We start from the raw sequence: 16,790 nt of genomic DNA, 5'->3' as shown, positions 1-16,790 counted from the left end.
TCCGTATCTTCGAGTGCCCACACAGATTGTCTGATAAATTGTTAAAGAGCAGTGCCGCTTCGCTTTTGTCAGCGGCGCGGGATGTGCATATTACGCTTTCCCGCTTGAGAGTCAAGCATTTATTTTCGCTTTCGTCTCTCGAGATTCTCAGGAGAACCTCGCTGACCCGGCGGCTTGTTTGCCGTTGTTCCGTGTCAGTGGAGGCGCATTATAGGGAGATACTGAGAAGTCGCAAGCATAAATTATAAAAAACTTATCATTCGTTCACTTTTCATCCAACTCTCTTATTTTTGCCTGGTTTTTAAACAAAAACGAGCCCAAAAGGGCTCGTTTTCTTCTTTTTGTGACTTACTGCACTGCCACAATCTGGTCGTCTTTAACTTCCAGGCGGATAACTTTGCCAGGAATCAGCTCGCCAGACAGAATCTGCTGGGCCAGCGGGTTTTCGATCTGCTGCTGGATAGCACGTTTCAACGGACGTGCGCCATATACCGGATCGTAACCATTCTGACTCAGCAACTGCAGCGCTTCATCAGACATCTGCGTTTCGTAGCCACGCTCTTCCAGACGCTGGTACAGACGCTGCAGCTGAATCTGGGCAATCGAAGCGATATGTTTTTCACCCAATGGATGGAAGACAACCACTTCATCAATACGGTTGATAAACTCTGGACGGAAGCTGTGGCTGACCACGCCCAGTACCAGATCTTTCATATGCCCGTAGTCCAGTTCGCCGAAACGTTCCTGGATCAGGTCGGAACCGAGGTTAGAGGTCATGATGACCACCGTGTTACGGAAGTCGACCGTTCTCCCCTGCCCGTCGGTCAGACGACCGTCGTCCAGAACCTGCAGCAGAATGTTGAACACATCCGGATGCGCTTTCTCGACTTCATCCAGCAGAATGACGGAATAAGGACGACGACGCACCGCTTCCGTCAGATAACCGCCCTCTTCATAACCGACATATCCCGGAGGCGCACCGACCAGACGAGACACGGAGTGTTTCTCCATAAACTCGGACATGTCGATACGCACCATCGCGTCGTCGCTGTCGAACATAAAGTTAGCCAGCGCTTTACACAGTTCGGTTTTACCTACCCCGGTTGGCCCCAGGAACAGGAATGAACCAATCGGACGGTTAGGATCGGACAGCCCCGCACGGCTACGGCGAATCGCATTCGATACCGCTTCAACCGCTTCGTTCTGTCCAATGACGCGGCTGTGCAGATCCTGCTCCATACGCAGCAGTTTCTCACGCTCGCCTTCCAGCATGCGGGCAACCGGAATACCGGTCCAGCGCGCCAGTACTTCGGCAATCTCTGCATCCGTCACTTTATTACGTAACAGACGCATGGTTTTACCTTCAGACTGCGTTGCCGCTTCCAGCTGTTTTTCCAGCTCTGGAATTTTGCCGTACTGCAGCTCGGACATCCGCGCCAGGTCACCGACGCGACGCGCCTGCTCGATGGCGATTTTCGCCTGCTCCAGTTCTGCCTTAATCGTCTGCGTGCCGGAGAGGGAGGCTTTTTCCGCTTTCCACTCTTCTTCCAACTCAGAGTACTGACGCTCTTTATCGCTCAGCTCATCGTTCAGCATGTCGAGACGTTTCTTACTCGCCTCATCAGACTCTTTCATTAATGCCTGCTGTTCCAGCTTCAGCTGAATGATACGGCGGTCGAGTCGGTCGAGTTCTTCCGGCTTCGAGTCAATCTGCATACGAATACTGGACGCCGCTTCATCGATAAGGTCGATAGCTTTATCCGGCAACTGACGGTCGGCGATATAGCGGTGAGACAGCGTTGCTGCCGCTACGATTGCCGGGTCAGTAATCTGCACGTGGTGGTGCAGTTCATAACGTTCTTTCAGACCACGCAGAATCGCGATGGTATCTTCCACCGAAGGCTCAGCCACGAACACTTTCTGGAATCGACGTTCCAGCGCCGCATCTTTTTCGATGTACTGGCGGTATTCATCCAGCGTTGTTGCCCCCACACAGTGAAGTTCCCCACGCGCCAGCGCCGGTTTCAGCATGTTACCGGCGTCCATCGCGCCGTCGGCTTTACCCGCACCGACCATGGTATGCAACTCATCGATAAACAGGATGACGTTGCCTTCCTGTTTCGCCAGGTCGTTCAGTACGCCTTTCAGACGCTCTTCAAACTCACCACGGTATTTCGCCCCGGCCACCAGCGCGCCCATATCCAGCGCCAGTACACGGCGGCCTTTTAAGCCTTCCGGAACTTCACCGTTAATAATGCGCTGCGCCAGCCCTTCAACGATGGCGGTTTTACCGACGCCCGGTTCACCGATTAATACCGGGTTGTTTTTCGTACGACGCTGCAGCACCTGAATAGTACGGCGAATTTCTTCATCACGACCGATAACCGGGTCAAGTTTTCCCTGCTCGGCGCGCTCGGTCAGATCGACCGTGTATTTTTTCAATGCCTGACGTTGGTCTTCGGCACCCTGATCGTTCACGCTTTCCCCCCCGCGCATCTGTTCAATAGCCTGAGTAATATTGGCCGTTGTCGCCCCCGCTGATTTCAGCAGGTCGGTCAGAGTGCCACGTGACTCAAGCGCCGCCAGAACGAACAGCTCTGACGAAATAAAGTTATCGTTGCGTTTTTGCGCCAGCTTGTCGCAAAGATTCAACACGCGCATCAGATCCTGAGACGGCTGCACGTCACCACCGGTGCCTTCCACCTGAGGTAAACGGCTCAACGCCTGATCGATAGCGGTACGCAACTGGCCAGCATTAATGCCGGCAGAGGTTAATAATGGACGTACCGAGCCCCCTTCCTGATTCAGCAAGGCGCTCATTAAGTGAAGAGGTTCGATAAATTGGTTGTCGTGCCCCAGTGCGAGCGACTGGGCATCGGCAAGAGCAAGCTGGAATTTATTGGTAAGACGATCCAGACGCATGACTCCTCCCATACTAGGTCAAATTTGCTACAGGAGATTAAATGAGGTCATCCCTCAATTATTCAAGGTTAAATGACCTAGTCAATGAGAAAAAAATGTCTGCCTTCTGGATCGTCTTGATTCTATAGGTTATATCAGCCAGATGAAACTTGCCATACGACCCGTAGTACGGTCACGGCGGTAAGAGAAGAAATCATCTTTTTCGCTGAAGGTACAGCGGTCACCGCCAAAGAGTGCGGTTACGCCGATATTCCCCAAACGCTGACGCGCCAGCTGGTAGATATCAGCATAGTATTTTTCGCCGGCAGGACGGAAGGCGCTGACCGCATTGGCATCTTTCGCCATAAACGCTTCACGCACTTCCGGGCCGACTTCGAAAGCCAGCGGCCCAATCGCCGGGCCAAGCCAGGCAATAATGTTCTCTGGGCTATCTTTGAAGCAGGCAACGGTCTCTTCCAGCACGCCGTCGCACAGCCCGCGCCATCCGGCATGCGCCGCAGCGACTTCGGTTCCGGCTTTATTACAGAAAAGCACCGGCAGACAATCGGCTGTCATCACCGCACACACAGTCCCGGGCGTATTGCTATAGGAAGCATCGGCGCGCTTAGAGGCATAAGGTTCACCGGTCAGATGCAAAACCTCTTTACCGTGCACCTGCTCAAGCCACACCGGTTTCGACGGCAGTTTACCTGCCGCGAACATACGCTTACGGTTCTCTTCTACGTGCTCCAGGTTATCGCCACAGTGGGCACCGAGATTCAGAGAATCCCATGCCCCTTCGCTAACCCCGCCCACGCGCGTTGAACTGCAGGCCGCTACGCTTGCTGGCAGCGGCCACTCCGGGACAATGATTTTGGTCATAGCCAGTCTACGTCATCCTTATGTTCTTCAAAGTCGTCGCGCATCACCGCAATCAGATCAACCATATCCTGCGGGATTGGCGCATGCCATTCCATTTCAATCCCCGAAATCGGGTGATAGAGACGCAGCATGGTCGCGTGAAGCGCCTGACGGTCAAACTTACGCAGTACGGAAATGAACTCATCCGATGCGCCTTTCGGCGGACGCGGGCGGCCACCATAGACCTGATCGCCCACCAGCGGATGGGTGATATGCGCCATGTGCACGCGGATCTGGTGCGTACGTCCGGTTTCCAGACGCAGTCGCAGACGCGTGTGCACACGGAAGTGCTCCATGATGCGATAGTGCGTTACCGCCGGTTTACCCATCGGGTGTACCGCCATGTGCGTACGCTTGGTCGGGTGACGGCTGATCGGTTCTTCAACGCTACCGCCTGCGGTCATGTGACCAATCGCGACCGCTTCGTACTCACGGGTGATCTCACGCAGCTGCAGCGATTCCACCAGACGCGTTTGCGCAGGGACGGTTTTCGCCACCACCATCAAACCGGTCGTGTCTTTATCCAGACGGTGTACGATGCCCGCACGCGGCACATCGGCAATCGGCGGATAGTAGTGCAGCAGCGCGTTCAGCACCGTGCCGTCCGGGTTACCGGCACCAGGGTGCACCACGAGGTCACGCGGTTTGTTGATGACCATAATGTCGTCATCTTCATAAACGATATCGAGTGGGATATCCTGCGCTTCAAAGCGGATCTCTTCGTCGATTTCGGCGTCAATAGAGACGGTTTCGCCGCCCATGACTTTCTCTTTTGGCTTGTCTGAAACTTTGCCATTTACCTGTACGCGTTGGTCGAGGATCCATTCTTTTATGCGCGAACGCGAATAATCAGGGAACATTTCGGCCAAAGCCTGATCTAAGCGTTGTCCAAGTTGTGACTCGGACACCGTTGCGGTGAGTTGTACTCGTTGTGCCATATACAGCTTCTTCGTTAACGTTGGGTTTTTACGGCTTCGCCGTTTAATATAGTGTGCTATTGTAGCTGGTCTTAATCGGGAACAGGAACTATGAATATCCCGTATAAACATTTTGAGGAAAGTCAAAACGTCATGACGCGCATGAAATATCTGGTGGCAGCGGCCACGTTGAGCCTGGCTTTGGCGGGGTGCTCTGGTTCAAAGGACGAAGTTCCTGATAATCCGCCTAATGAAATCTACGCAACTGCTCAGCAAAAGCTGCAGGACGGTAACTGGAAACAGGCAATAACGCAACTGGAAGCGTTGGATAACCGCTATCCGTTCGGACCATATTCTCAGCAGGTTCAGCTGGATCTGATCTACGCATACTATAAAAATGCCGATCTGCCGCTGGCCCAGGCCGCAATTGACCGTTTCATCCGTCTGAATCCAACCCATCCGAACATCGACTACGTGATGTACATGCGTGGTCTGACGAATATGGCGCTGGATGATAGCGCGCTGCAGGGCTTCTTCGGCGTCGATCGTTCCGACCGCGATCCGCAGCACGCGCGTGACGCATTCAATGACTTCTCGAAGCTGGTGCGCGGCTACCCGAACAGTCAGTACGTCACCGATGCCAACAAGCGTCTGGTCTTCCTGAAAGATCGTCTGGCGAAATATGAACTTTCCGTTGTTGATTACTACACTGCACGTGGTGCATGGGTAGCCGTGGTTAACCGCACTGAAAATATGATGCGTAACTACCCGGACACGCAGGCCACCCGCGACGCGCTTCCTAAGATGGAAAACGCCTATCGTGAAATGCAGATGACCGCGCAGGCTGACAAAGTCGCAAAAATCATTGCGGCCAACAGCAAAAACACCCAGTCCTGATTCGGACAATCCTATCAAGCAAAACGGCAGCCCTGAGGCTGCCGTTTTTTTATTCGTTTCACGTCATTGCTGAAGCGGTTTAGCTCCAGGTCATCCTATCAAATATGGCTGCATTTTCCCGAACCGACAAGTAAAAAATCACTTCTTCCTGTCCTGACTCACAAAATGAATGCACTGACAAAAAGTGACAAAATAATGTGATCTTGATCACACATTTTAACCAAATCCGAGGTATGCTGGAATCACCAAGACGGAAAGACAAGAGGTAAAATTTATGACAATGAACATTACCAGTAAACAAATGGAAATTACTCCGGCTATTCGCCAGCATGTCGCAGACCGTCTCTCAAAATTGGAAAAATGGCAAACCCACTTAATCAACCCGCATATCATCCTGTCCAAAGAGCCACAGGGATTTGTAGCGGACGCCACGATGAATACCCCGAACGGGCATCTGGTCGCCAGCGCTAAACATGAAGATATGTACACCGCCATTAACGAATTGATCAACAAGCTGGAACGGCAGCTCAATAAGGTGCAACACAAAGGGGAAGCCCGTCGCGCCACCACATCGGTGAAAGACGCAAGCTTCGTTGAAGAAGTTGAAGAAGAGTAAACTGAACTTTGTACTTTAATGTGTATCGCCAACGCGCCTTCGGGCGCGTTTTTTATTGACAGAACGAAAACAGAGCGGGTACTGTAAAACCTCACCACCCTAAGGAATTAACCTGCAGTGATACGACTACCGTTTTTCTTCGCATTCTTTTTTACCTTCCCCTGATTGGGAGGCGTTTCGTCGTGAGATAAAGAATGCGAAGACGAACAATAAGGCCTCCCACCCGGGAGGCCTTTTTTATTGATAACAAGAAAGGCAAACATGATGACTTCGGAAAACCCGTTATTGGCAATACGCGATAAGATAAGCGCCCTCGATGAAAAACTGGTCAGCCTGCTGGCAGAACGCCGCGGCCTCGCCGTGGAAGTTGGCAAAGCCAAGCTAGCCTCCCATCGCCCGGTGCGCGACATCGACCGCGAGCGTGACCTGCTGGAGCGTCTTATCACCATCGGCAAAACCCACCAGCTTGATGCGCACTACATCACGCGGCTGTTCCAGCTCATCATTGAAGATTCTGTCCTGACCCAGCAAACCCTGCTGCAACAGCATTTAAACCAGATTAACCCGCACTCAGCGCGCATCGCGTTTCTGGGACCAAAAGGGTCGTACTCCCATCTGGCGGCACGTCAGTACGCCGCTCGCCACTTTGAACAGTTCATCGAAAGCGGCTGCCTGAAGTTCGCCGATATCTTTAATCAGGTCGAGACCGGTCAGGCCGACTACGCCGTCGTGCCGATTGAAAATACCAGCTCCGGCGGGATTAACGATGTCTACGACCTGCTGCAGCACACCAGCCTGTCGATTGTGGGCGAGATGACGGTGCCTATCGACCACTGCGTGCTGGTGAACGGTACGACGACGCTTGAGACCATCGAGACGGTCTACAGCCACCCACAGCCGTTCCAGCAGTGCAGCCAGTTCCTGAGCCACTACCCGCAGTGGAAAATTGAGTACACCGAGAGCACCTCGGCGGCGATGGAAAAAGTGGCGCAGGCCAACTCCCCAACCGTTGCCGCACTGGGCAGCGAAGCTGGCGGGAAGCTGTATGGTCTGCAAGTACTGGAGCATTGCCAGGCTAACCAGACGCAGAACATTACCCGCTTCCTGGTGCTGGCACGTAAATCAGTCAATGTTTCCGACCAGGTTCCGGCGAAGACCACTCTGCTTATCGCGACCGGACAACAGGCCGGTGCGCTGGTTGAGGCGCTGCTGGTGCTGCGCAACCACAACCTGATCATGACCAAGCTCGAATCACGCCCTATTTACGGCAACCCGTGGGAAGAGATGTTTTATCTCGATATCCAGGCCAACCTGGAATCCCTGCCAATGCAAAAGGCGCTGAAAGAACTCTCCGGGATCACCCGTTCCATGAAAGTACTGGGCTGCTATCCAAGTGAAAACGTGGTCCCCGTCGACCCGGTTTAACGTTCAATAAACGGCAGCTTCTTCATCCCTGCTACCTCTACCGGCAGGGTGAAGATGGCGCCGGAAAGCGGATACTGCGCGATTTCCTCCGCCGACATGTTCTCGCGGGTGGTGGTGATAAACAGCGTGCGCCTATCCGCGCCACCAAAGCACACCATCGTCGGGCAGCGTACCGGTAAGCGATACTCAGCAAGCTGTTCACCCGTCGGCGAGAAACGCGCCACCCGCCAGCCGTCAAACATCGCACTCCAGTAGCACCCTTCTTCGTCGATAGCCGCCCCGTCAGGAATGCCCTCCCCCGCTATAAACTGGCGGAACACCTCACGCTTTTGCGGCTCGCCATGCTCATCCAGCGGCGTACGATAAATCACGCCATTTGGCGTATCGGAGGTGTACATCCAGCGTTTGTCTTCGCTAAAGGCCAGCCCGTTGGCGCCGTGAATATCACACTGCACCACTTTCGGCGTCAGCTGATTATCAATCCGCACCAGCAGCGCGCCGTTATAGTCACCCGGCCCCCAGAAGGTTCCGGCATAAAAACGTCCGTCGCGGTCAGTGCCGCCGTCGTTAAAGCGCGCCAGCTGCGGGTTACTCGGGTTATCGCAAACTTTATGCTGCAGCAGGCCGCGGCTGTCGGCAAGCCAGATAGCGCTGCGTAGAGCGACAATAAAGCCACCGTTCTCCCGCAGCGCAAAACAGCCCACCTCTTCCGGGAACTGTAAAACCCGGTGCTCACCGGTCGCCAGCGCATAGCGGTGAATTTCACACTCCATGATGTCCGCCCAATAGAGCGCCTGTTCCGCTTCGCTCCAGGTCGGACATTCCGGCAGGTGGCCGGTGTAATCAAACAGCAGGTTTGCGTCAGCCATTCTCGTTATCCCATAAAAAAAGCCAGAGGATTTCCCCTGGCTTTCAAGTATATACAGTTTCGTTATTGCCGACTGTCGTTCGCCTGTCGTAACAGGACGCGGCTCTCACTCTGGAAGCGCTGAGCGTAGTCGCCAAACCAGTGTTCAACTTTACGGAAGCTGTCGATAAACGCCTGTTTGTTCCCCTGCTCCAACAGGCCAATAGCCTCGCCGAAACGCTGGTAGTAGCGTTTAATCAGCGCCAGGTTGTTACCGGACGACATAATGATGTCGGCATACAGCTGCGGGTCCTGAGCGAACAGTCGCCCGACCATCGCCAGCTCCAGGCGGTAAATGGGTGATGAGAGCGCCAGCAGTTGCTCTAGCTGGACGTTCTCTTCTGCCAGATGCAGACCGTAAGCAAAGGTCGCAAAGTGACGTAACGCCTGAATAAAGGCCATATTCTGATCATGCTCAACCGCGCTGATACGATGCAAACGCGCGCCCCAGACCTGAATCTGCTCGAGGAACCACTGGTACGCTTCCGGCTGGCGGCCGTCGCAGTACACCACCACCTGTTTTGCCAGGCTACCACTGTCCGGGCCAAACATCGGGTGCAGCCCTAAAACGGGGCCCTGGTGCGCGGAAAGCATGGCCTGTAACGGGCCCGCTTTTACCGACGCCAGATCGACAAGAATACAATCCGCAGGCAACGGCGGCAGCTTCTCAATGATTTGCTCGGTCACGTGGATAGGGACGCTGACAATCACCATTCCGGCGTCAGCGACCAGCTCCGGCGCGCGTGCCCAGTCATTTTTCTCCAGCGTCCGTACCTGATAGCCTGACAGCGTCAGCATCTTTTCAAACAGCCGCCCCATCTGGCCACCGCCACCCACGATCACCACCGGGCGCAGCGACGGACACAGGGTTTTAAAGCCTTTGTCGTTTTCGCTGGAGTAAGATTCGCGCATTACGCGACGCAGCACATCTTCAATCAAATCGGGCGGCACGCCCAGCGCGGCCGCTTCTTTACGGCGTGAAGCCAGCATCGACGCTTCACGCTCCGGGACGTAAATCGGTAAGCCATATTTACTTTTGACTTCCCCGACTTCCGCCACCAGTTCCAGGCGCTTAGCCAGCAGGCTCAGCAGCGCTTTATCTACTTCATCAATTTGATCGCGCAGCGCGGTCAGTTCAGCAACCATACAATCCTCTTACGCCAGACGAGCCGCCAGATGGCCGCGCAAATCCTTGTCGAGCTCACGCAGCAGCGCGTCCGTCGCTTCCCAGCTGATGCAGGCATCGGTGACCGATACGCCGTATTTCATCTCACAGCGCGGCTGCTCGGAAGACTGGTTACCTTCGTGAATATTGCTCTCAATCATCAGACCAATAATGGAACGGTTACCATCCTTGATCTGTGCGACAACGGATTCCGCCACCGCAGGCTGACGGCGGTAGTCTTTATTGGAATTACCATGACTGCAATCTACCATCAGCGATGCGCGCAGTCCTGCTTGTTCCATCTCTTTTTCACACTGCGCCACATCTTCCGGGCCGTAGTTCGGTTTTTTACCACCGCGCAGGATCACATGACCATCCGGGTTACCCTGGGTACGCAGCAGGCAGACCTGACCGGCCTGGTTGATACCGACAAAACGGTGTGGCATTGCCGCCGCACGCATGGCGTTGATAGCGGTCGCCAGTGAACCATCGGTACCGTTTTTGAAACCAACCGGCATCGACAGACCAGACGCCATTTCACGGTGGGTTTGAGATTCGGTAGTACGCGCACCAATCGCGGACCAGCTAAACAGGTCGCCCAGGTACTGCGGGCTGTTCGGGTCCAGCGCTTCGGTTGCCAGCGGCAGCCCCATGCTGACCAGTTCTACCAACAGATTACGCGCAATTTTCAGACCACCTTCCACATCAAACGAGCCATCCATGTGCGGATCGTTGATAAGCCCTTTCCAGCCAACGGTAGTACGAGGCTTCTCAAAATAGACGCGCATAACCAGGTAGAGGCTATCGCTGACCTCTTCCGCAAGGGTTTTAAATCGACGCGCGTATTCGATGGCAGCTTCAGGATCGTGAATAGAGCAAGGCCCACACACTACCAGCAGGCGCGGATCGCGGCCGGCGATAATGTCAGAAATCGTTTTACGTGACTGGGCGATTTGCGCTTCCTGCTCAACGGTGAGCGGGAATTCAGCTTTCAACTGATCCGGGGTGATCAGAATCTGTTCATCGGCGATATTTACGTTATTCAGCGCGTCTTTTTGCATGTTGGCATTACCTGTTATGGCTCGTTTGCGATAGTGGTTTCCTCAATGAGGTGCAGCCACAATATCATAACGAGTAAAGATTTCAATCCAAAATCCGTAAATTATTATTTACAGATGCCATTTAATCGCAAAATAATCGCCCAATAAGTGTAAATTAAAAATTACACACATAAAAAAGGCGAGCACCTGCGTGCTCGCCATACAATACGCAACGGCACTGAGGCCGCTACTCAGCCGTCTGCGACACTCGCTGAACCAGCGTATTACGCCAGCGTAGCCAGTCGATAATCACAAACAGTAGCAGACTCGCCCCCATCACCGGCAGCGCCAGGCCGAACGCTATCGCCAGCAGCAGTGTGAGAACCCTGCCAGGGAGAGCTAGTGCCAGCCAGCTTTGCGCCAGCGTCTGGATAGGGCTCACCGTTGACTGCGCCGGACGTTTGATCCACCAGAGGCGATAGCCCATCACGATCGCGACACAGAGCGCCAGGCCAAACGCCATCAGCAGCAGCTGGTTAGGCAAGCCGAACAGCACGCCCATGTGGAAATCCACACCCCAACGGGTGAGTTTTGCCATCAGCGGGAAATCGGCGAACTGGGTATAGTCGAGAATAGCCAGCGAGCCGGGATCGATAGCCACCGCATCAACCTGCGTCGGCCAGCGGCGATCGATTTCCGTCACCGTCCAGGCGCGATCCACACTGCGCGGCGGTCGGATCTCGAGATGTGTTGCAGCAATACCGCCTCGTTGTGCCGCCTGGAGGATCGCATCAATCCGATCCACGGCGATCGGCGGCTCACTCATCACCATTCCATGATGATGCGCATGATGCTCCGCATGCGGGTCCATCACCATCGCCTCACTACCGTGTAGCTGGGTATTCACCTGCGGCGTTAACCAGCCAAAAGTCGCGCGAAGCTTATCAACGTTGCCGCCCGCCCATTGGGACCAGGTTAAGCCGGTCGCCGAAAACAGCAGCATGCCGGCAAGCAGACACCAGCCAAGGGTGACGTGAACGCGGCGGGTATTCTGCAGGCGGTTTTTAATGCGGCGTTTTGGCCGGGTAAAGGCCCACAGTGCAACTCCACCCAGCGCAGCAATCCACATCCACGATGCTGCCAGCTCACTGTACAAACGTCCGATATCCCCCAACAGCAGCGAACGATGGGCATAATTAATCCATTGCCGCAGCGGTAAGATGCCGCTGGTGCCGTAGACCGTCATATCGCCTTTCACCGCGAGGGTTATCGGGTCGATAAAGATCGCGCGGTTTTCAGAGGGCGCAAGCGCAGGGTCGTCGAACATCACCCGCGTCGTCTCCCCCGCTTCCAGCGCAGGCCGTACTGCGCTCAGACGCAGCGGTGCACCCAACGCACGTTCAGCCACGGCAATTTGTTCAGCGAGCGAATGCCGTTCACCGCTCACCTCCCCTTGCAGCGCCTGACGATAGATCAGGTTCTCCAGTTGAGGCGTGGCGACATACAGCGTGCCGGTCAGGGCTGCGACGAAAATAAAAGGCCCGACAAACAGGCCGATAAAAAAATGCAGGCGGCGCAGCAGGTGCACCCATGCCGCCCGCGAGGTGCAGGTTGTCATACTCTTCCTTTATGCAAACGAGAGCGATGAGACGCTAAAGCGTCAGTTATCGTTATTAAGCAGGTAAAGCAGACGGCGCCGGTGGCGCACGGGTATCGGGGAACAGCCAGGGGAAGTCGCGCCAGTGGAAAACCAACGGCGGGAAAGACGCGGTCGCCACACGAAGCATCAGCGCGCTTAGCAAAACGCACAGGGCCAGAATCAGGCCCGGGACATGGGTGAGAAGCACGCAGTAGCCGCAGGCCTCACCGTGATCGATAGGCATGCTTTCAGGGGCAGAATGGTGACCTGACATCGGCATCGACATACTCATGTCATGATGCATGCCCGGCATGGCGCTCATGGGCGCTTGCTGCAACGAAATCGAGATGAGCGGGGCAACAATAATCAGCGCCATAGCAAACAGCGCCAGCCAGGCGGCTCGCTGTTTTAGTGCTGATAGGTTGAAGGCTTTTCTGCTCACTCGACTCTCCTGACGCGAGCGGGCATTGTAAATGATTTAGCTAATAACTGTTAACGAGAGGTGCCATTTTTTATGGGGGATTTTTACATCGTTAGCGCTACGCTGTCATGTCGTTAGCCGCAGACATAAAAAAGGGCCAGCCTTTCGGCCAGCCCTTTTTAACAGGATGTCGCTTGCGCGAATCTTAGTTAAGACGCTCTTTGATACGAGCAGACTTACCAGTGCGCTCACGCAGGTAGTACAGTTTAGCTTTACGTACAGCACCACGACGTTTAACAGCAATGCTGTCAACAACTGGAGAGTGAGTCTGGAAGACACGCTCAACGCCTTCGCCGTTGGAAATTTTACGAACAGTGAATGCAGAGTGCAGACCGCGGCTACGAATAGCGATAACCACGCCCTCAAATGCCTGCAGACGTTTTTTGGAACCTTCAACAACCCATACTTTCACTTCCACGGTATCACCCGGACGGAAGGAAGGTACGTCCTGCTTCATCTGTTCTTGTTCAAGTTGCTTAATAATGTTGCTCATAATTTAATCTCTTATCCTGGGTAAACTGATATTTGGGGGTCTCAGACCAGCCCATCATGTTTATGTTGCTGTTTTGCGTGTTCCTGTTTGAACTCCGCCAGCAACCTTGCTTGCTCTTCAGTCAGAGCCAGGTTTTCCAGAAGTTCAGGTCTTCTAAGCCAGGAGCGGCCCAGCGACTGCTTCAAACGCCAGCGACGTATCTCAGCATGGTTTCCCGACAGCAGAACCGGCGGTACCTCCATCCCTTCCAACACTTCAGGGCGAGTATAGTGTGGACAGTCCAGCAATCCATCAGCAAACGAATCTTCGAATGCTGAAGCTTCATGACCCAGTACACCCGGAATAAACCGGGACACGGAGTCGATCAGCGTCATTGCCGGTAACTCACCACCGCTGAGAACGTAATCGCCGATAGACCATTCTTCGTCAATCTCGGTCTGAATCACGCGCTCATCTATGCCTTCGTAGCGACCACATACCAGAATCAGCTTTTGATTCGTGGCCAGTTCGCTGACGCCCGCTTGATCAAGCTTGCGTCCCTGAGGTGACAGATAAATCACCTTCGCGCCTTCACCTGCCGCGGCTTTTGCTGCATGAATGGCGTCCCGCAAAGGTTGCACCATCATTAACATCCCCGGTCCGCCGCCGTAAGGACGATCGTCCACGGTACGGTGCCGGTCATGCGTGAAGTCACGAGGACTCCAGCTCTGGATGTTCAGCAGGCCATTTTTAACTGCCCGGCCAGTTACCCCGTAATCGGTAATTGCGCGGAACATTTCAGGAAACAGGCTAATTATGCCAATCCACATAGCGCCGTCTTTTACCGTTTATCCGGTGGTTTAAAAACCAGGATCCCAATCTACTTCGATAGTACGAGTAGCGAGATCGACTTTCTTGATAACCTGCCCATCGAGGAACGGAACCAACCGCTCCTTGATACCAAATGCATCTTTCAGGTTTGCCTTAATGACGAGAACGTCATTCGACCCGGTTTCCATCATATCGATGACTTTACCGAGACCGTAGCCTTCAGTGGTCACTACCTGGCAGCCCATCAGGTCTTTCCAGTAATAGCTTCCATCTTCCAGCGCCGGCAGCTGCGAAGAATCCACGATAATTTCGCAGTTCGTCAGCAGATTCGCGGCATCGCGATCGTCAACGCCTTTCAGCTTAATGACGATATCCTGATTGTGGTAGCGCCAGCTTTCCAGCTCAACGGTCTGCCACTGACCCGCCTTCTGGATTAACCAGGGCTGATAGTCAAAAATGCTTTCGGCGTCTTCGGTGGAGGAAAACACTCTGAGCCAACCACGGATACCGTAGGAAGAACCCATTTTCCCCAATACGATCGGATCAACAGGTGCTTGTGCGGTGTGTTGCTTGCTCATCATGACCACCGTGACAGATTAAGCTGCTTTCTTAGCTTCTTTGATCAGCGCAGATACGCGATCAGAGATAGTTGCGCCCTGGCCAACCCAGTGTGCGATACGATCCAGGTCCAGACGGGTGCCTTCTTCGGTCGCAGAAGCGATTGGGTTGAAGAAGCCAACGCGCTCGATGAAGCGACCGTTGCGTGCGTTACGGCTGTCAGTAACAACAACCTGGTAGAACGGACGCTTTTTAGCGCCGTGACGAGCTAAACGAATAGTTACCATAACATCCTCTTGTGTGAATAGAACAACCGGGCCCCATCGAGGGAAGGGGCCCGGTGTCATATTAAAAGCCCGAAAATTTTACTCATTTCTGGGGGAATTGCAATCAACATCTGCCTTTTACCGCACGATAACCAGGGCGTTACCGTCATAGGCAGAGCAAAGTCGGCGTGTTTACAATGTCGAAGTGCGCTAACCGAAGCCAGCACACTTCAACGGTGGGATTATCTACCTGGGAATCCTGGTGGCATCATCCCCTTCATTCCGCGCATCATTTTCATCATGCCGCCCTTCGACTTCATCTTCTTCATCATGCGCTGCATGTCGTCGAACTGCTTCAGCAGACGGTTCACGTCCTGCACCTGCAGGCCACAGCCCTGGGCGATACGACGCTTGCGGGAACCTTTGATGATTTCCGGCTTCGCGCGCTCTTTCAGCGTCATCGAGTTGATGATCGCTTCCATACGCACCAGCACTTTGTCATCCATCTGGGATTTGACGTTGTCAGGGAGCTGACCCATGCCCGGCAGTTTGCCCATCAGGCTTGCCATGCCGCCCATGTTTTTCATCTGCTTAAGCTGGTCTAAGAAGTCATTCAGGTCGAAACCGTCGCCCTTCTTAAGCTTAGTCGCCAGCTTCTCAGCCTGCGCGCGGTCAACCTTGCTTTCGATATCTTCGATAAGCGACAGCACGTCGCCCATGCCGAGGATACGAGAAGCGATACGATCCGGGTGGAACGGCTCCAGCGCTTCGGTTTTCTCGCCGACGCCGAGGAACTTGATTGGTTTGCCGGTAATGTGACGAATGGAGAGCGCCGCACCGCCGCGCGCATCACCGTCGACCTTGGTCAGCACCACGCCGGTCAGCGGCAGCGCTTCGTTAAAGGCCTTCGCGGTATTCGCCGCATCCTGACCGGTCATTGCGTCAACGACAAACAGGGTTTCAACCGGCTTGATCGCCGCGTGAACCTGCTTGATTTCGTCCATCATCGCTTCGTCAACGTGCAGACGACCGGCGGTATCCACCAGCAGCACGTCGTAGAATTTCAGCTTCGCTTCTTTCAGCGCCGCGTTAACGATGTCGATAGGCTTCTGGCCCACGTCGGACGGGAAGAAGTCTACGCCAACCTGTTCAGCCAGGGTTTCCAGCTGTTTGATCGCCGCCGGGCGATAAACGTCGGCAGAGACGACCAGCACTTTCTTCTTGTGCTTCTCGCGCAGGAACTTACCGAGCTTACCGACGCTCGTGGTTTTACCCGCACCCTGCAGGCCCGCCATCAGCACTACGGCCGGTGGCTGCGCCGCCAGGTTTAGCGTCTCGTTCTCTTCGCCCATCGCCGAAACCAGTTCGCTACGAACGATTTTGACGAACTCCTGACCCGGGGTCAGGCTCTTGTTAACTTCGTGACCAACCGCTTTTTCTTTTACGCGATTGATAAAATCACGCACTACCGGCAGCGCAACGTCAGCCTCCAGCAGCGCCATGCGCACTTCGCGCAGCGTCTCTTTTACGTTGTCTTCAGTAAGGCGTCCACGGCCACTGATATTGCGCAGCGTGCGCGACAAACGATCGGTTAAATTATCAAACATTGTCTCTCGCCTGGGGTGGAAACGTGAGTCGCTAGCGCGACCAAAAATACGGAAATTTGCCGGAGTATAACACGACAGCGAAGGAGTTGTGATGCTGCGGTTAGCGCTGCATCACGTTACGCCATTCACATCATCCTTCACGCAGGC

At 54.3% G+C, this 16,790-nt stretch carries 17 protein-coding genes and 1 other annotated feature; of the genes, 4 read left to right on the top strand and 13 right to left on the bottom strand.

All coding sequences use genetic code 11. From position 1 onward, the window contains the following. Nucleotides 1-348: 348 nt before the first annotated feature. From clpB to rluD, 3 genes are all read right to left on the bottom strand, one after another. Nucleotides 349-2,922, bottom strand: coding sequence for an ATP-dependent chaperone ClpB (gene clpB / locus V6944_RS16245; RefSeq protein WP_185668773.1), 2,574 nt, complete (start codon nt 2,920-2,922; stop codon nt 349-351). A gap of 129 nt (nt 2,923-3,051) precedes the next feature. Next, nucleotides 3,052-3,783 carry a purine nucleoside phosphorylase YfiH gene (yfiH, locus tag V6944_RS16240; protein WP_220439699.1) on the bottom strand — a complete coding sequence of 244 codons (732 nt, stop codon included), beginning with the start codon at nt 3,781-3,783 and terminating at the stop codon, nt 3,052-3,054. Then, nucleotides 3,780-4,760, bottom strand: a complete 981-nt coding sequence (rluD, locus tag V6944_RS16235) for a 23S rRNA pseudouridine(1911/1915/1917) synthase RluD (protein WP_035894959.1) — start codon at nt 4,758-4,760, stop codon at nt 3,780-3,782. Before rluD ends, yfiH begins: the two co-directional genes overlap by 4 nt. A 132-nt stretch (nt 4,761-4,892) precedes the next feature. Here rluD and bamD point away from each other — a divergent pair, with 132 nt between their 5' ends. The 4 genes from bamD to pheA all read left to right on the top strand — a co-directional run bounded on the left by bamD (nt 4,893) and on the right by pheA (nt 7,677). Beyond that, nucleotides 4,893-5,636, top strand: coding sequence for an outer membrane protein assembly factor BamD (bamD, locus tag V6944_RS16230; RefSeq protein ID WP_062779280.1), 744 nt, complete (start codon nt 4,893-4,895; stop codon nt 5,634-5,636). Nucleotides 5,637-5,910: 274 nt separating this feature from the next. Next, complete coding sequence (gene raiA / locus V6944_RS16225; RefSeq protein WP_185668771.1) at nt 5,911-6,252, top strand: ribosome-associated translation inhibitor RaiA; 342 nt, start codon at nt 5,911-5,913, stop codon at nt 6,250-6,252. A gap of 116 nt (nt 6,253-6,368) precedes the next feature. Next, nucleotides 6,369-6,493: a sequence feature (Phe leader region), on the top strand. Next, a complete protein-coding gene (pheL, locus tag V6944_RS23350; protein WP_369709598.1) occupies nt 6,370-6,417 on the top strand; it encodes a pheA operon leader peptide PheL in 48 nt (15 codons plus the stop codon). It overlaps the preceding feature by 48 nt. 23 nt (nt 6,494-6,516) lie before the next feature. After that, nucleotides 6,517-7,677 carry a bifunctional chorismate mutase/prephenate dehydratase gene (pheA, locus tag V6944_RS16220; RefSeq protein WP_333496757.1) on the top strand — a complete coding sequence of 387 codons (1,161 nt, stop codon included), beginning with the start codon at nt 6,517-6,519 and terminating at the stop codon, nt 7,675-7,677. Here the strand turns inward: pheA and V6944_RS16215 are convergent. The 10 genes from V6944_RS16215 to ffh all read right to left on the bottom strand — a co-directional run bounded on the left by V6944_RS16215 (nt 7,674) and on the right by ffh (nt 16,643). After that, nucleotides 7,674-8,546 carry an SMP-30/gluconolactonase/LRE family protein gene (locus V6944_RS16215; RefSeq protein ID WP_333499687.1) on the bottom strand — a complete coding sequence of 291 codons (873 nt, stop codon included), beginning with the start codon at nt 8,544-8,546 and terminating at the stop codon, nt 7,674-7,676. The genes pheA and V6944_RS16215 overlap by 4 nt on opposite strands. A 62-nt stretch (nt 8,547-8,608) precedes the next feature. Further along, complete coding sequence (gene tyrA / locus V6944_RS16210; RefSeq protein ID WP_333499686.1) at nt 8,609-9,730, bottom strand: bifunctional chorismate mutase/prephenate dehydrogenase; 1,122 nt, start codon at nt 9,728-9,730, stop codon at nt 8,609-8,611. Between the two features lie 9 nt (nt 9,731-9,739). Further along, nucleotides 9,740-10,810, bottom strand: a complete 1,071-nt coding sequence (gene aroF / locus V6944_RS16205) for a 3-deoxy-7-phosphoheptulonate synthase AroF (protein WP_185668768.1) — start codon at nt 10,808-10,810, stop codon at nt 9,740-9,742. 226 nt (nt 10,811-11,036) lie between these two features. Beyond that, nucleotides 11,037-12,407, bottom strand: a complete 1,371-nt coding sequence (locus tag V6944_RS16200) for a PepSY-associated TM helix domain-containing protein (protein WP_333499685.1) — start codon at nt 12,405-12,407, stop codon at nt 11,037-11,039. A gap of 55 nt (nt 12,408-12,462) precedes the next feature. Continuing rightward, nucleotides 12,463-12,804: a DUF2946 domain-containing protein gene (locus V6944_RS16195; protein WP_442910749.1), complete on the bottom strand. Its 342-nt coding sequence runs from the start codon at nt 12,802-12,804 to the stop codon at nt 12,463-12,465. 250 nt (nt 12,805-13,054) lie between these two features. Beyond that, on the bottom strand, nt 13,055-13,402 hold the full coding sequence (rplS, locus tag V6944_RS16190; protein ID WP_006687325.1) for a 50S ribosomal protein L19: 348 nt from the start codon (nt 13,400-13,402) through the stop codon (nt 13,055-13,057). Between the two features lie 41 nt (nt 13,403-13,443). Continuing rightward, on the bottom strand, nt 13,444-14,211 hold the full coding sequence (gene trmD / locus V6944_RS16185; protein WP_333496747.1) for a tRNA (guanosine(37)-N1)-methyltransferase TrmD: 768 nt from the start codon (nt 14,209-14,211) through the stop codon (nt 13,444-13,446). A gap of 30 nt (nt 14,212-14,241) precedes the next feature. After that, on the bottom strand, nt 14,242-14,790 hold the full coding sequence (gene rimM / locus V6944_RS16180) for a ribosome maturation factor RimM (RefSeq protein WP_035894946.1): 549 nt from the start codon (nt 14,788-14,790) through the stop codon (nt 14,242-14,244). An 18-nt stretch (nt 14,791-14,808) separates the two neighbouring features. Continuing rightward, entirely contained in the window at nt 14,809-15,057 is a 249-nt protein-coding gene (rpsP, locus tag V6944_RS16175; RefSeq protein ID WP_185064520.1) for a 30S ribosomal protein S16, read from the bottom strand. A gap of 221 nt (nt 15,058-15,278) precedes the next feature. Beyond that, nucleotides 15,279-16,643 (bottom strand): signal recognition particle protein, encoded by a 1,365-nt coding sequence (ffh, locus tag V6944_RS16170; RefSeq protein ID WP_185668765.1) that lies wholly within the window; start codon nt 16,641-16,643, stop codon nt 15,279-15,281. Between the last annotated feature and the right edge of the window lie 147 nt (nt 16,644-16,790).

This window comes from Kluyvera sp. CHPC 1.2972 (assembly GCF_036759925.1).
Taxonomy (GTDB): Bacteria; Pseudomonadota; Gammaproteobacteria; order Enterobacterales; family Enterobacteriaceae; genus Kluyvera.
Note: the sequence above shows the minus strand (reverse complement) of the source record. Positions and strands in the feature narration are given on the sequence as shown.

Bases quoted from the DNA above. Each gene is read 5' to 3' on its own strand.
- V6944_RS16195 (WP_442910749.1), bottom strand. From the start codon at position 12,804: ATGGCGCTGATTATTGTTGCCCCGCTCATCTCGATTTCGTTGCAGCAA.
- rplS (WP_006687325.1), bottom strand. From the start codon at position 13,402: ATGAGCAACATTATTAAGCAACTTGAACAAGAACAGATGAAGCAGGAC.
- aroF (WP_185668768.1), bottom strand. From the start codon at position 10,810: ATGCAAAAAGACGCGCTGAATAACGTAAATATCGCCGATGAACAGATT.
- trmD (WP_333496747.1), bottom strand. From the start codon at position 14,211: ATGTGGATTGGCATAATTAGCCTGTTTCCTGAAATGTTCCGCGCAATT.
- V6944_RS16200 (WP_333499685.1), bottom strand. From the start codon at position 12,407: ATGACAACCTGCACCTCGCGGGCGGCATGGGTGCACCTGCTGCGCCGC.
- yfiH (WP_220439699.1), bottom strand. From the start codon at position 3,783: ATGACCAAAATCATTGTCCCGGAGTGGCCGCTGCCAGCAAGCGTAGCG.
- V6944_RS16215 (WP_333499687.1), bottom strand. From the start codon at position 8,546: ATGGCTGACGCAAACCTGCTGTTTGATTACACCGGCCACCTGCCGGAA.
- rpsP (WP_185064520.1), bottom strand. From the start codon at position 15,057: ATGGTAACTATTCGTTTAGCTCGTCACGGCGCTAAAAAGCGTCCGTTC.
- rluD (WP_035894959.1), bottom strand. From the start codon at position 4,760: ATGGCACAACGAGTACAACTCACCGCAACGGTGTCCGAGTCACAACTT.
- raiA (WP_185668771.1), top strand. From the start codon at position 5,911: ATGACAATGAACATTACCAGTAAACAAATGGAAATTACTCCGGCTATT.
- tyrA (WP_333499686.1), bottom strand. From the start codon at position 9,730: ATGGTTGCTGAACTGACCGCGCTGCGCGATCAAATTGATGAAGTAGAT.
- pheA (WP_333496757.1), top strand. From the start codon at position 6,517: ATGACTTCGGAAAACCCGTTATTGGCAATACGCGATAAGATAAGCGCC.
- rimM (WP_035894946.1), bottom strand. From the start codon at position 14,790: ATGAGCAAGCAACACACCGCACAAGCACCTGTTGATCCGATCGTATTG.
- clpB (WP_185668773.1), bottom strand. From the start codon at position 2,922: ATGCGTCTGGATCGTCTTACCAATAAATTCCAGCTTGCTCTTGCCGAT.
- ffh (WP_185668765.1), bottom strand. From the start codon at position 16,643: ATGTTTGATAATTTAACCGATCGTTTGTCGCGCACGCTGCGCAATATC.
- bamD (WP_062779280.1), top strand. From the start codon at position 4,893: ATGACGCGCATGAAATATCTGGTGGCAGCGGCCACGTTGAGCCTGGCT.